Raw genomic sequence first — 13258 nt, 5'->3', positions numbered from 1 at the left:
GTGCTGAGAAAACGTCTTGTCGTCATGGCTTAACAACCTCCACTCCTCCGACGGTCCACGTACCGTCATGATAACGCAGCGCCACGTGGAGCTTCTCCGTCTCCGCTGGCGTAGTCTTGGTGTCGGGACTGTTTCCCTCGCACGTCGTAATGTCCCCCATAAAGAGGGTGACGTCTACCTGGTGGTATTCGTATCCGGGGTTGAGGGGGTAGGCCTCGACCTTCTCGGCGGTCTGCTCCCAGGGGTCGGCCCAGCCCCCCTCCTGGTGCAGCCTGGTGGTCTTGTCAACAAGGTCGGCGCAGAACTTGCACCGCTGCTCGCTCATGGCCTCAAAGTCCTTGGTGTCACCGGTGACCGCCGCGTACCGGTAGAGACTGAAGAAGTACACGGCCGCGGCAGCTGCGGCCTCCAGGCTGTCCTCGCCCAGGTTCTCAGGCTTGTCCGGCGGTGGTGTGGCCAGGGCCGCATCACGCCTGGCCACCAGGTCCGGCCCCAGGGCCGCGTCACGACTGGCCCGCGCACTGGCCGACGCCGAGGCCGCCGCCGCCATCGCACTGGCACCCACCTCATAGGGATCCACACTCGGCGACGCACCAGAGACGCCACCACCGGAGCACCCCGCCAGGACGGACACCATGACCACCGCCAGGGCAGGCACCCACGACCCGGACCGCACCATCGCGACCCCCCTCACACACCCAGGAACAAGAGCAGGACAAGGGGGCGGGCCCGGCGGCACCAGCGCCACCACGACCAACCCCACCGCCAACCAGACGACACACACCACCATAACACCACCACCCAACCCATGCACACACACCACAACCACCCAGCAACCCGACACCCAGGCAGCCCAGCACCCACACCCCCAAACCAGGACCCACGTCCCACACCCACCCAACCGACCCGGGAGCAGGGGGAGGACGGTGACGGCCACACCCTGGCCGAACCACCCACCCAGCCAGACCCCTCAGGACACACCCAGACAAGCACGCCACCAGCCACACCCCAGGCAGCAACCCGGCACCCGTTCTCACGACAAACAAGTACCGTTCTCACGACAAACAAGTACCGTTCTCGCGGAAGGACGGAGGGGACAGACGGGAGGACGCGGGCACCCCGCCCGCAGCACCACCCCCGTTTCCTTGCGCAAATCTGAGTGGGTTATGTGGATCTCTGAGTAATTTCTCGGTTGCTCGTCGTCCCGGCTCTGGCGCGTGTCCAAATCTGAGGATCAGAACGAGGAGCACCCTCAACTGCAGCAGGATCCGGGTCTCTGACCTGCGTGGACATTAAGTGCACAAAGGTGAGAGAGGGGTGGGTCCGGTTCTGATCCTCAGATTGTGACAAGTCGGGCGCCCGGTACGGTCTTGGTCGCGCATAATCCCTCCGGCACCCGTCCGCCACCAGGGGCGGTGGTCCCGTATTGGGCCCAACGGGCCCAGCCTGTACGGCGTGCCCGCCACGAGTCGTACCGGCTCCTGCAGATCTCATGAGTCCCTGCAGGAGGCGCCTGCGGGATCCGTGGGATTATTCCGATCCCCCGGGGACCGCTGGAGGAGGGACACGGCAACCAGTGCGACCTGCGGACCACGCCAACCGCCCGTCCCCACAAGCACTCCGTTCTCACGACGAACAAGTACCGTTCTCACGGCCAACAAGTACCGTTCTCGCGACGAATAAGTACCGTTCTCGCGGAAGGGCGGGAGTGGGGCGGGGGAGGGGAGGGGGCGGGGCGGGGTCAGTCCTCGTCGGAGCTGCGCAGGACCTCGGACAGGCGGCGGGCCGCGGCCATGACCACGGCGCCGTGGACCCGGCCGGGCTGGCGTCCCATCCGCTCAATGGGCCCGGAGATGGACACGGCGGCAATGACCTTGCCCCCCGTGGCCCGCACAGGTGCTGAGACGGAGGCCACCCCCGGCTCGCGCTCGCCCACGGACTGGGCCCAGCCGCGACGTCGGACGGTGGAGAGCATGGTGGCGTTGAAGCGCGCCCCCACCAGCCCCCGGTGCAGGCGGTCGGGCTCCTCCCAGGCCAGCAGGACCTGGGCGCCCGAGCCGCCGAGCATGGACATGGTGGCCCCCACCGGGATGGAGTCGCGCAGGCCGATGGGCCGCTCGGCGTTGGCCACGCAGACCCGCACGTCCCCCTGGCGCCGGTAGAGCTGGGCCGACTCGTGGGTCTTGTCCCGCAGGGCGGCCAGCACCGGGCCCGCGGCGGCCAGGAGGTGGTCCTCCCCGGCGGCGGAGGCGAGCTCGCTCAGGCGCGGCCCCAGGACGAACCGTCCCTGGGAGTCGCGTGCCACCAGGCGGTGGAACTCCAGTGCCACCGCGATGCGGTGGGCGGTGGGGCGGGCCAGGTGGGTAGCCGTGACGAGCTGGGCCAGGGTGGCCGGGCCCGCCTCCAGGGCGTTCATGACCAGGGCGGCCTTGTCGATGACGCCGACGCCGCTGCCGTTTTCCGAGTCGTTCATGGCCTCACTCCGTGCGTCCATAATCTGATACTGGCATCCCAAGGGATGAGATTTCAACTAGACTCCGCGTCAGATTCCAGGATCTGCGCGAATGCTGAGACGGGATGCCCCATGGTCTCATGGTGCGACTGCCTGCGGTGTCGCTACGCAGGTCCTCCTGGGAAGTATGTAACAGACCACTGAGAGGACATTACGATGGGTATGACCCTGGCTGAGAAGGTCTGGCGCGACCACGTCGTGACCCAGGGTGCCGACGGCGCCCCTGACCTGCTCTACATCGACCTCCACCTCGTCCACGAGGTCACCAGCCCCCAGGCCTTCGAGGGCCTGCGCCTGGCCGGCCGCCAGGTCCGCCGCCCCGACCTGACCCTGGCCACCGAGGACCACAACACCCCCACCCTGGACATCGACCTGCCCATCGCCGACCCCACGTCCCGCACCCAGATCGAGACCCTGCGACGCAACTGCGCCGAGTTCGGGGTGCGCCTGCACTCCCTGGGCGACGCCGACCAGGGCATCGTCCACGCCGTCGGCCCCCAGCTGGGCCTGACCCAGCCCGGCATGACGGTGGTGTGCGGGGACTCCCACACCTCCACCCACGGCGCCTTCGGGGCCCTGGCCTTCGGCATCGGCACCTCCCAGGTGGAGCACGTCCTGGCCACCCAGACCCTGCCCATTGCCCCCTTCAGGACCATGAGCGTGACCATTGACGGCGACCTGCCCGCGGGCAGCGGGGCCAAGGACATTATCCTGGCCATTATCGCCAAGATCGGCACCAACGGCGCCCAGGGCCACGTCATCGAGTACCGCGGCCGCGCCATCGAGCAGCTCTCGATGGAGGCCCGCATGACCATCTGCAACATGAGCATCGAGGGCGGGGCCCGCGCCGGCATGATCGCCCCCGACGCCGTCACCTACGACTACCTCGCCGGGCGGCCCCACGCCCCCGTCGGCGCGGACTGGGACGCCGCCGTGGCCTACTGGGACTCCCTGCGCACCGACGCCGACGCCGTCTTCGACACCGAGGTGGTCCTGGAGGCCGCCGACATCGAGCCCTTCGTCACCTGGGGCACCAACCCCGGCCAGGGCCTGCCCATCTCGGCGGCCGTCCCCGACCCCGAGGACATCGCCGACGCCACCGAGCGCCTCGCCGCCCAGCGCGCCATCGAGTACATGGACCTGACCCCCGGCACGCCCCTGCGCCAGATCCCGGTCGACGCCGTCTTCGTGGGGAGCTGCACCAACGGGCGCATCGAGGACCTGCGCACCGCCGCCGAGGTGGTCCGGGGCCGCACCAAGGCCCCCGGCCTGCGCATGCTGGTGGTTCCCGCCTCGGCCCGCATCCGCCTCCAGGCCGAGGCCGAGGGCCTGGACCAGGTCTTCAAGGACTTCGGCGCCGAGTGGCGCAACGCCGGGTGCTCCATGTGCCTGGCCATGAACCCCGACAAGCTCGCCCCCGGGGAGCGCGCCGCCTCCACCTCCAACCGCAACTTCGAGGGGCGTCAGGGCAAGGGCGGGCGCACCCACCTGGTCTCCCCGGCGGTGGCCGCGGCCACCGCGGTGCGCGGCACCCTGTCCAGCCCCGCCGACCTGCCGCCCCTGCCCGCCCGCCCGGCCACCACCACGGCACCTGGGGTCCCTGCACCCGGGCCCGCCCCGGCACCCGGGCCCGTCCCGGCCGCCGTCACCCTGCCCGTCCCCGCCGCGGCCTGAGACGTAACGGAGGATCCAGACCCATGGAGAAGTTCATCCGCCACACCGGTATCGGCGCCCCCCTGCGCCGCAGCGCCGTGGACACCGACCAGATCATCCCGGCCGTCTACCTCAAGCGGATCACCCGCACCGGTTTCGAGGACGCCCTGTTCGCCTCCTGGAGGGCGGGCGACCCCGGTTTCGTCCTCAACCAGGAGGCCTACCGACGGGCCTCCGTGCTGGTGGCCGGGCCCGACTTCGGTACCGGCTCCTCACGCGAGCACGCCGTGTGGGCCCTGAAGGACTACGGCTTCAAGGTGGTCCTGGCCCCCCGGTTCGCCGACATCTTCCGCGGCAACGCCGGCAAGCAGGGGCTGGTGGCCGGGGTGGTGAGCCAGGAGGACTGCGAGCAGCTGTGGAAGATCCTGGAGACCGCCCCGGGGACCGAGGTGACCGTGGACCTGGAGGCCCGCACCGTGGAGGCGGGCGCCTTCCGGTGCACCTTCTCCATCGACGACTACGTGCGCTGGACCCTCATGGAGGGCCTGGACGACATCTCGCTGACCCTCCAGCACGAGGAGGAGATCGTCGCCTACGAGCGGGCGCGGCCGGCCTTCAAACCGGCCACGCTGCCGGCCCGCCACCTGCCCCCGGTCCCGGTGGTGCCCGCGCGGGCCGCCGACATGCCGCGCCCCTGAGCGCGGTGCGGCGCCCGGGGCAGGGACGGTACCCGGCCCGCGCGGCCCGCTGCCCGACGGCCTCCGCCTCGCGGCGCCCGGGGGCTGGGGCCGCACGGCCCGGTTCACGGCCTCGGGCACCAAGGGCCGGTGCCCGGCGAGCCCGGCCGCCGACCTGCCCGCCTGCCGGGTGGCGCAACAGTCCACGGACGGCGCCCAGGCGCAGGCCTGCCCGCCTGCCGGGTCGACCCCGCGCGGCCCCGGACACGTCACCCGCTCCATGAGAGGACTCTCATCCTGGCCTGGCCCACGTCTCAGGGGCGTGTGGTGCCATGGTGGCGGAGGTAGAACCGTGAAGCTCATGCACCGATCCCGACTCGTCGTCCTCATCCTCAGCATCCTCGTGGCCGCAGGAGGGCTCCTCCTGGGCCTGGTGGCCCTGGCCTCCTACACCGACGGCCCGGCGAGCAAGCCGGGGATCACCATCCCCAGCCGCAGCCCCGCCCCCTCCGCCACCGCCGGGCCCGGGGACGCGGCGCCCACCACCGACCCCGCTGGCAGCCCCCTGCCACCGGCCGAGCCGCCGTCGGAGGGCACCGTCCCCGCTCCCCGTCCCGTGGCCCCCGCGCCCCCGGTGGTCGTCGACGACGACCACGACGACGATGACGACAAGGACCACGACGACCACGACCGTGACGACGACTGAGCCCCAGCGCCGGGCCGGTGCCGGGGTGCTCACACCAGGCGGTAGCCCATGCCCCGCACCGTCTCCAGGCGCTCCCGCCCGATCTTGGAGCGCAGGTAGGACACGTAGACGTCCACCACGTTGGAGCCGGGGTCGAAGTCGATGCCCCACACGGCGCCCAGCAGCTGCTCACGGCTGAGCACCATCCCGGCGTTGCGCATAAAGGTCTCCGCCAGGGCGAACTCGCGGGCCGACAGGTCGCGCCAGGATCCGTCCGCCAGGATCCGGCGGGTGCGCAGATCCAGCACCAGGTCCCGGTGGGTCAGCCGGGTCGCCGAGCCACCCCCGGGCTCACGCCCCTGGGGGCGCATACGCAGGCGCACCCGTGCCAGCAGCTCCTCGAAGGCGAAGGGCTTGGCCACGTAGTCGTCCGCCCCGCCGCTCAGGCCGGCGACCCGGTCCTCCACCGAGGAGCGGGCGGTGAGCATAATGACCGGGGTGCTCACCCCCTGGCCGCGGATCCGCTCCAGCACCTCGAAGCCGTCCACGTCGGGCAGGCCCACGTCCAGCAGGATGAGGTCGATCCCCTCCTGGCAGGCGCGTGCCACGGCCTGCCTGCCGGACCCGGTGACCTCCACGCTCAGGCCGGCGGCCCGCAGCCCCTTGGAGACGAAGGAGGCGATGCGCGCCTCGTCCTCGACGACCAGTACCGTGCTCATACCTTCTCCCTCGTGCTTGCCTGCTACCGTCCGGTGGGCCCCGCCGCCTCGTCGGGGCTCCACGGCAGGACCATGGTGAACACCGAGCCTGTACCGGGCTCGGAGGCGATGTCCAGCCGGCCCCCGTGGGCGGCCACAATGTTCTCCACAATGGGCAGCCCCAGCCCCGACCCGCTGGAGCGCGCCCGCGCCTGGGCGGTGCGTACAAAGCGCTGCCGGATGCGCTCCAGGTCCTGCGGGGCGATCCCCGTGCCCTCGTCACGCACCCACAGGCGCAGCTCGGATCCGGTGGCGGCCGAGCCCAGGGCCACGGTGGATCCGGGGTCGGAGTAGCGCACCGCGTTGGCGGCCAGCTGGAGCCAGGCCTGGGTCAGGCGCTGCTGGTCCACCCGGGCGGTGACCTGCGCCGTCCCCTCCAGCAGCCACCGGCGCTCCCCCAGGGCACGCGCCTTGTCCAGGACCGTGCGCGTCAGGGCGGCGACGTCGTAGTCCTGGGGCCGGACGTGCTGGGAGTCCAGGGATCTGGCCAGGGTGAGCATGTCGTTGACGAGCACCCCCATGCGGTCCAGCTCCTCCAGCGCCAGGTGGGTGGTGGAGGTCACGTCCTCGGGGTCGTGGGGGTCCACCAGCTCCAGGTGGCCGCGCACAATGGTGATGGGGGTGCGCAGCTCGTGGCCGACGTCGTCGGTCAGGCTCCGCTGCGCCTCCACCGACCGCTCCACCCGGCCCACCATCCGGTTGAAGGCGGAGGCCAGCGCCGCCAGGTCGTCCCGGCCGCGCACGGGTACTCGCTGGGAGAGGTTGCGCTCGTCAATGGCCTCCGCGGCCTGGCGCAGCTCACCAATGGGGCGCAGCAGGCGTCCGACGGCGACCCTGGCCAGCACCGCCACCGCGGCCAGGCTCACGGTAGCGGACAGGGCGTACAGGGCCATGGACTGGCGTAGCGAGGAGGTGGGGGCGCGCAGGTCGATGACGTACACCAGGGCCCCCTGCTCCCCGTGGGTGGTAATGGGTGAGACCAGCACCCGGTAGGTGCCCCTGGCGGTGCGCAGGGTGTCCACCACCGCGTCCGCCCCGGTGGCGTGCGCCGTCGCGTAGGACATGAGCTCGGGGTCCTCCTCGGGGCGCAGGGTGACCCCCCGGGGCGCCAGCAGGTAGACCCGGGAGCCCAGGAGGGCCACCGCCCCCTGGGTGGGGCCCAGCACCGTGGCCGACAGGTAGGCGTGGAGCACCCGGGAGGGGGAGGTGAAGGGCGCGCCGGTGCCCGGGTCGGTCCCGGTGACCGCCAGGTCGGTCAGCAGGGTGTGGACGCGATCCAGCTGACGGTCGGCGTCGTGGTGGATGCTGCGCTCCTCCAGGACCCACAGCAGGGTCCCGGAGACGCTCAGGGCCACGGTGGCGACCAGGACCATGGTCCCCACGATGCGGGACCTCAGTGTGGTGCGGGCAACCTCCATGACCCTATTGTGACGCCTGCCCCCCTCCGCGGCGGCCCTCACCTCCCCAGTCCGGCGTAGGTCCACCCGGCCTCGCGCCACTGCTCGGGATCCAGGGCGTTGCGCCCGTCGATCATGACCGGGCGGGACACCCAGGTGGCGGCCTCATGCGGGTCGAGCCCGGTGAACTCGTCCCACTCGGTGAGCAGCAGGACGGCCTCCGCCCCGCTCATGGCGGCGGCGGGGTCCTCCTCGGTACGCAGCCCGGGGTGCTGGCAGCGCACCACCGGCAGGGCCCGCGGGTCGCAGACGGTCACCAGCGCCCCCGCCTCCTGGAGACGGCGGGCCACGTCCAGGGCGGGGGAGTCGCGCACGTCGTCGCTGTCAGGCTTGAAGGCGGCCCCCAGGAAGGTCACGCGGCGTCCCCGCAGGTCCCCGCCCAGGTGCCTGCGGGCCAGGGAGACCACCCGGTCCCGGCGGCGCTGGTTAATGAGGTCCACCTCGTGCAGGAAGGCCACCGCGTCCTGGACCCCCAGCTCGCGGGCCCGGGTGGTGAAGGCGCGGATGTCCTTGGGCAGGCAGCCACCGCCGAAGCCGACCCCGGCGCCCAGGAACCTGCGGCCGATGCGCTCGTCCCTGCCGATCGCCTCGGCCAGGACGGTCACGTCCCCGCCGGTGGCCTCGCACATCTCGGCCATGGCGTTAATGAAGGAGATCTTGGTGGCCAGGAAGGAGTTCGCGGCGACCTTGACCAGCTCGGCGGTGGCGTAGTTGGCGGTGATCCGCTCCACGCCCTCGGCCAGGACGGGGGCGTAGACCTCGTCCAGGACCCCCTGGGCGTGCTCGGCGGCCCGGGGGTCATCCGGCAGCCCGTAGACGATCCTGTCGGGGTGGAGGGTGTCGTGGACGGCGTGCCCCTCCCGCAGGAACTCGGGGTTCCACACCAGCGTGGCCCCTACCTGGCCCAGGCGCCGCGCGACCTCGGCGGCGGTCCCCACCGGGACGGTGGACTTGCCGACCACCACGGCCTGGGTGGGGGCGGGCAGGCAGTCCAGGAGACGGTCCACCGCCGACCACAGGAACCGCAGATCGGCGGCGCCGCTGTGGGCCGACTGGGGGGTGCCCACGCACAGGAAGTGCACCTGGGCCCGGGCCACCTCGCCGGGGTCCGGGCAGGAGGTGAAGCGCAGTCTGCCCGACCCCAGGGCGGATCCCAGGGCCTGGTCCATCCCGGGCTCGTAGAAGGGCGTCCGGCCCTCCTGGAGGGAGCGTGCCCTGTCCGCGTCGGCCTCGATGCCCAGGACCTCGTGGCCGAGCTCGGCCATGGAGACGGCGTGGACGGCTCCGAGGTAGCCGCACCCTGTGACGGTGATCTTCATGGTGGCTCCTATCACTCTCTGGCGCCCTTGGGCGCCGTGGTCGGGTGTCCTGCCGCGCCGGGGCGCGGATCTGGCGGTCGGTGGGTGGTCGGTTGTCGGTGGGTGGGTCGTGGGGTGTCCGGGCCCTCAGGTGCCCAGGACGTGGTCCAGCCAGGCGTCCAGCCAGGGGCCGGCCGCGGGGCGGAAGGCGTACACGCAGGCCAGCCGGAGGCGGGCGGAGCGCGTGTAGACCTCGGTGCGCTCAGGGGTGGTCGGCAGGTGCTCGACGGCGTCGCGCAGGTACCCCGCCGCGGCCCGGGCCGCCTCGGCGGGCAGGGAGCCGGCCAGGGCGCGCAGCTCAAGGTGGGCCAGCAGGTTGCCCACGTCCAGGGCGGCCTCCGCGCGGGCGGCCGTGTCCAGGTCCAGCAGGCCCGGGGTGCGGCCGTCCCACAGGACCTGCTTGTCGTGCAGGTCACGGTGACTGGGGACCTCGGTCACCGGCCTGCCCCGGGACCCGGCACCCGTTTGGGGCGTGGTCCGCACCGGCGCGTCCTGCCGGACCAGGGCGGTGCAGGCCGCCTCCACGGCGCGCTCCAGCGCCTTCAGGGGGCCCACGGCCCGGTGCCGCCGGACCTGGGTGAGCCAGCCGCGCAGCACCCGGGCCTCGTCCCAGGCGGTGTGCCGGGGCAGCGAGAGCGCCTGGGGGGAGTCGGCCAGGGAGGCCAGGGCGGGCCAGGTGCCTGCCAGGGCCTGCCAGGCGGGCAGCGCCCCCGCACCCAGGTCATGCAGGCTCCGCCCCTCCAGCAGCGGCTGGGTGGTGGCGCCCCCGCCGGCCGGGCGTGCCACCGCGGCCCGCGCCCCGGCCCGGGTGCACAGGCCGGCCATGGCGGCCCCCACCTCCAGGGTCCTGTCCACCCGAGCGGGCCTGAGGATCCTCACGGCCCGGGTGGGGGACAGCACGACCGCGCGGCGGGAGAGCCGGTGGACCACCAGGCGGCCCTGCGGGCGGGGCCCCAGGGCGGGCAGGTCCGGGTCGGTGGCGTAGGGGACCAGGTGGACCTGCCCCCGGGGTGTGACCCGTCCGGCCCGCAGGCGGCCCCGGGCGTCGGTGGTCTCAAAGGTCAGCCCGCCGTCGGACGCGGGCCAGGCCCGGCGGACGCCCTCGGTGCGGCGCAGCACGTTCAGGGGTCTCATGGGCAGCGCTCCTCCAGGTCCTCCAGCGTGGCGGACAGCGCCTGGCGCCAGGCGGGATCGGCGGCGCGCAGGGGCTCGGCCGCCCGCAGGACGAGGCTGCGGGTCAGGGCCGCCTCGCGCTCGGCGGGACTGGGCGGGAGCCCTCCGCCGGCGCGGTATCCGTCCAGCAGCGCCTGCCCCAGCTCCGGGTCCACCTGCGAGAGGTAGGAGCCCAGGTCCGTGGCCGGCTCAGCCAGGCAGAGACGGTCGAAGTCGGTCAGCCACACCAGGCCCGAGGCGCGCTCCAGGAGCACCTGGTCGGGGGAGGCGTCACCGTGGCTGAGGACACCTGGTCCCACCGGGGAGCGGGGAAGACGCCCGACCAGGGCCCGGGCGCGCCCGGCCAGGGTCCGGTCCAGGTGGTCCAGGACGCCTGCGTGGGCCCGCAGGGCGCGCCCGGCGTCGGGTGCCGGCCCCAGGGCGGCCTCCAGGGCCCCACCGGGGACGGGGCGGGCGCGGTGCAGCCGGGCCAGCAGCGTCCCGGCCCGGTAGGTGGCCTCCGGGTCGGGGCAGCGCCCCAGGTCGGTGTCACCGGTGAGGGCCTGGGCCGCTACGTGGACCCCGCCCTCACCCCTGACCTGGGCGGGCAGCCCGGGGGCGGGGCTGGTGGGCAGCTCCACCGGGGGCGGGGTGGGCACCAGGGCGGCGAGCTCGGACAGCGGGGCCGGCCCCCAGGGCGTGGGACGGGCGCTCAGGCGCACCACGTAGGAACCTGCTCGTATCACCAGACGCCGCAAGGGGTTGTGACGCATGACCTGGAAGGTCCCCTCGGCCCCGGGGGCTCCCCGGCGGCCCGGTAGGTCCCCCGGCGCCGGTGGGTCCCCCTGTGCCGGGGGGTCGCACGGCGCCTCAGCGACCGCCCCGCCCGGTCCCGTGCCACCGGGCCCCTCCAGGCCGGGCAGGGCCGCGGCCCAGGGGCCCAGGCTGGAGGCGACCACCCGTCCCAGAGCCGGGTCGCTGGCCAGGCCGCCCCACTGGAGGACCAGCCCGGACCAGTCCCGCTGGTGGACCGCGAGCCCCTGGGCCCCCGCCCAGGCGGCCAGTGACCTGGCCCGGCTGCGGGCCCGGGGCCACAGGAACCGGGCCCAGCCCACGGGCGTGCCCCGGCAGGCGTCCACCAGGGACAGGGCCAGTGACACCCCCGGCTTGAGACGCAGGCGGGAGGCCCGCACCGGGCGGCCGCAGCGCTTTGTCAGCCAGGCGGGATCCAGGGCGGCCTCCAGCACGGCGACCTCGCTGGGGGGTGAGGCGGACGCGCTCATGACACGCCTCCGCCGGCCAGGCTGGTGGCGCGACGGCTGTCCAGCCAGGTACGGAAACGAGGGGAGGTCGCGGCCAGCTCCTGCGGGGTCCCGTCCATGAGGATCCGGCCCTCCTCCAGCCACACCACCCTGGTGGCGCGCACGGCGACCTCGGCGTCGTGGGTCACGGCGATCGTGGTCCGTCCCCGTACCAGGCGGTCCACGGCGTCCAGGACCAGGGACGCGGAGTGGGGGTCCAGCCCGGTGGTGGCCTCGTCCAGGACCACCACGGGCGCCGAGCGCAGCAGGGCGCGGGCGATGCCGACCCGCTGGCGCTGCCCCCCGGACAAGGTGCCCCCGCGCTCGCCGACCACCGTGTCATAGCCCTGGGGCAGGTCCGTGATAAAGCCGTGGGCGCCAGCGGCCCGGGCCGCCGCCTCCACCTGCGCGTCGGTGGCGTCCTGACGTCCCATACGGATGTTCTCCGCCACCGTGCCGGTCAGGAGCAGGGCCTCCTGGTGCAGGACCGAGACGCTGGCCCGCAGCAGCCCCAGGTCCAGGGCCTGGAGCGGGTAGCCGTCCAGGGACACGGTGCCGCCCACGGGGTCCTGGGCCCGGGTCAGCAGGGAGACCAGGGTGGACTTGCCCGCCCCGGAGGGGCCCACCACGGCCACGTACTCGCCGGGGGAGACGCTCAGGCTCACCCCGTGGAGGACCTCCACGCCGTCGTACTCGGTGCGCACGTCCTCCAGGCGGACGTGTCCGTGCAGCCGGGCCGGGACCAGGGCGGCGGCGGGGCTGGTCACCTGGGGCGTGCGGCCCATCAGGTCGGCCACCCGCTCCCCGCAGGCCCCGGCCCGGGCCAGGCGCCCGGTGTACTTGGCCATGTCGCGCAGGGGCTTCATGGTGGTGCGCAGGTAGGTGGTGAACAGCACCAGGTCCCCGGGGGACATGGCGCCCTGGAGGACCCGCACGCCCCCGCCCACCATGACCGCGGCGGTGGCCAGGCCCACGATGACGTCGGTGCCGCGCTCCAGGCGGGCCGACAGGCACAGCGCCCGCACCCCCTGGCGCAGGGAGACCTGGTTGGCGCTGGCGAAGCGTCGGGCGATGAGGTCCTCCAGCCCGTAGGACTGGACCACGGCGATGGAGCTGAGCGACTCCTGGGCGGTGTCGGCCAGGCGCCCCTCGCCCTGGCGGGTACGGCGCGATGCCTGGGTGATACGGGCCCCGGCGCCCCGGGAGGTGAGCCAGAAGGCGCCGACGGCGGCCACCACGACCACCGCGAGCACCGGGTCGAGGAGGACCATGACCCCCAGCATGACCGCCAGGGTGGACACGTTGGCCAGCAGCGGCAGCCCCGCCTGGATGGCCACGTCCTGGAGGCGGGCGACGTCGGAGACGATCCGCTGGACGGTGTCGGCGCTGCGGTTGCGGGCGTGGAACTGCTGGGACAGCCCCTGGACGTGGCAGAAGACACGTTCACGCAGACGAGCGGCGGCCCGTGAGCTAATGAGGGCGAAGCACATGGTGGCCACGTAGTTGCACAGGGCCCGCAGGGCGGTGACTGCCACCAGGACCAGTCCGCACAGCAGCAGGAAGGGGACCGTCGCCCCCGGGGAGCCGGACCCCTTCAGGGAGGAGACCAGGGCGTCAATGACGATCTTCAGGGGCCAGGGCTCCATGACCCGGAAGCCCACCTCCAGCATGAGGGCGAGGACCCCGGCCAGGACCATGCCCCACT

General features: G+C 73.2%; 11 protein-coding genes. 3 read left to right on the top strand and 8 right to left on the bottom strand.

Going from position 1 to position 13258, the window contains the following annotated elements; genetic code table 11:
* Window positions 1-22: 22 nt before the first annotated feature.
* Complete coding sequence (locus C3V41_RS04785; protein ID WP_129591481.1) at window positions 23-694, bottom strand: DUF6318 family protein; 672 nt, start codon at window positions 692-694, stop codon at window positions 23-25.
* A gap of 1047 nt (window positions 695-1741) precedes the next feature.
* The gene (locus C3V41_RS04780; protein ID WP_106109320.1) at window positions 1742-2494 is read right to left on the bottom strand and encodes an IclR family transcriptional regulator; all 753 of its coding nucleotides are present in this window, start codon (window positions 2492-2494) and stop codon (window positions 1742-1744) included.
* A 174-nt stretch (window positions 2495-2668) separates the two neighbouring features.
* Here C3V41_RS04780 and leuC point away from each other — a divergent pair, with 174 nt between their 5' ends.
* The 3 genes from leuC to C3V41_RS04765 all read left to right on the top strand — a co-directional run bounded on the left by leuC (window position 2669) and on the right by C3V41_RS04765 (window position 5548).
* Window positions 2669-4186: a 3-isopropylmalate dehydratase large subunit gene (leuC, locus tag C3V41_RS04775; RefSeq protein ID WP_254423682.1), complete on the top strand. Its 1518-nt coding sequence runs from the start codon at window positions 2669-2671 to the stop codon at window positions 4184-4186.
* Window positions 4187-4209: 23 nt separating this feature from the next.
* Entirely contained in the window at window positions 4210-4863 is a 654-nt protein-coding gene (leuD, locus tag C3V41_RS04770) for a 3-isopropylmalate dehydratase small subunit (protein WP_106109319.1), read from the top strand.
* Between the two features lie 340 nt (window positions 4864-5203).
* Window positions 5204-5548 (top strand): hypothetical protein, encoded by a 345-nt coding sequence (locus tag C3V41_RS04765; RefSeq protein WP_129591480.1) that lies wholly within the window; start codon window positions 5204-5206, stop codon window positions 5546-5548.
* Between the two features lie 29 nt (window positions 5549-5577).
* Here the strand turns inward: C3V41_RS04765 and C3V41_RS04760 are convergent, their stop codons facing one another.
* The 6 genes from C3V41_RS04760 to C3V41_RS04735 form a co-directional block, all read right to left on the bottom strand.
* On the bottom strand, window positions 5578-6246 hold the full coding sequence (locus C3V41_RS04760) for a response regulator transcription factor (protein WP_106109317.1): 669 nt from the start codon (window positions 6244-6246) through the stop codon (window positions 5578-5580).
* 23 nt (window positions 6247-6269) lie between these two features.
* Window positions 6270-7703 (bottom strand): sensor histidine kinase, encoded by a 1434-nt coding sequence (locus tag C3V41_RS04755; RefSeq protein ID WP_106109316.1) that lies wholly within the window; start codon window positions 7701-7703, stop codon window positions 6270-6272.
* Between the two features lie 38 nt (window positions 7704-7741).
* Window positions 7742-9061 carry a UDP-glucose dehydrogenase family protein gene (locus C3V41_RS04750; protein ID WP_106109315.1) on the bottom strand — a complete coding sequence of 440 codons (1320 nt, stop codon included), beginning with the start codon at window positions 9059-9061 and terminating at the stop codon, window positions 7742-7744.
* Window positions 9062-9187: 126 nt separating this feature from the next.
* Window positions 9188-10234: a serine kinase gene (locus C3V41_RS04745; RefSeq protein ID WP_106109314.1), complete on the bottom strand. Its 1047-nt coding sequence runs from the start codon at window positions 10232-10234 to the stop codon at window positions 9188-9190.
* Window positions 10231-11535: a phosphotransferase gene (locus C3V41_RS04740; RefSeq protein WP_106109313.1), complete on the bottom strand. Its 1305-nt coding sequence runs from the start codon at window positions 11533-11535 to the stop codon at window positions 10231-10233. The genes C3V41_RS04745 and C3V41_RS04740 overlap by 4 nt, the downstream gene beginning before the upstream one ends.
* On the bottom strand, window positions 11532-13250 hold the full coding sequence (locus C3V41_RS04735; RefSeq protein ID WP_174714797.1) for an ABC transporter ATP-binding protein: 1719 nt from the start codon (window positions 13248-13250) through the stop codon (window positions 11532-11534). The genes C3V41_RS04740 and C3V41_RS04735 overlap by 4 nt, the downstream gene beginning before the upstream one ends.
* Window positions 13251-13258 lie beyond the last annotated feature (8 nt).

The organism is Actinomyces sp. oral taxon 897 (assembly GCF_002999235.1).
Taxonomy (GTDB): Bacteria; Actinomycetota; Actinomycetes; order Actinomycetales; family Actinomycetaceae; genus Actinomyces.
The sequence above is the reverse complement of the archived record's forward strand: the minus strand, read 5'-3'. Positions and strand labels throughout refer to the sequence as shown.

Bases quoted from the DNA above. Each gene is read 5' to 3' on its own strand.
- C3V41_RS04735 (WP_174714797.1), bottom strand. From the start codon at position 13,250: ATGGTCCTGGCCGGGGTCCTCGCCCTCATGCTGGAGGTGGGCTTCCGG.
- C3V41_RS04750 (WP_106109315.1), bottom strand. From the start codon at position 9,061: ATGAAGATCACCGTCACAGGGTGCGGCTACCTCGGAGCCGTCCACGCC.
- leuC (WP_254423682.1), top strand. From the start codon at position 2,669: ATGGGTATGACCCTGGCTGAGAAGGTCTGGCGCGACCACGTCGTGACC.
- leuD (WP_106109319.1), top strand. From the start codon at position 4,210: ATGGAGAAGTTCATCCGCCACACCGGTATCGGCGCCCCCCTGCGCCGC.
- C3V41_RS04780 (WP_106109320.1), bottom strand. From the start codon at position 2,494: ATGGACGCACGGAGTGAGGCCATGAACGACTCGGAAAACGGCAGCGGC.
- C3V41_RS04755 (WP_106109316.1), bottom strand. From the start codon at position 7,703: ATGGAGGTTGCCCGCACCACACTGAGGTCCCGCATCGTGGGGACCATG.
- C3V41_RS04765 (WP_129591480.1), top strand. From the start codon at position 5,204: ATGCACCGATCCCGACTCGTCGTCCTCATCCTCAGCATCCTCGTGGCC.
- C3V41_RS04745 (WP_106109314.1), bottom strand. From the start codon at position 10,234: ATGAGACCCCTGAACGTGCTGCGCCGCACCGAGGGCGTCCGCCGGGCC.
- C3V41_RS04760 (WP_106109317.1), bottom strand. From the start codon at position 6,246: ATGAGCACGGTACTGGTCGTCGAGGACGAGGCGCGCATCGCCTCCTTC.
- C3V41_RS04740 (WP_106109313.1), bottom strand. From the start codon at position 11,535: ATGAGCGCGTCCGCCTCACCCCCCAGCGAGGTCGCCGTGCTGGAGGCC.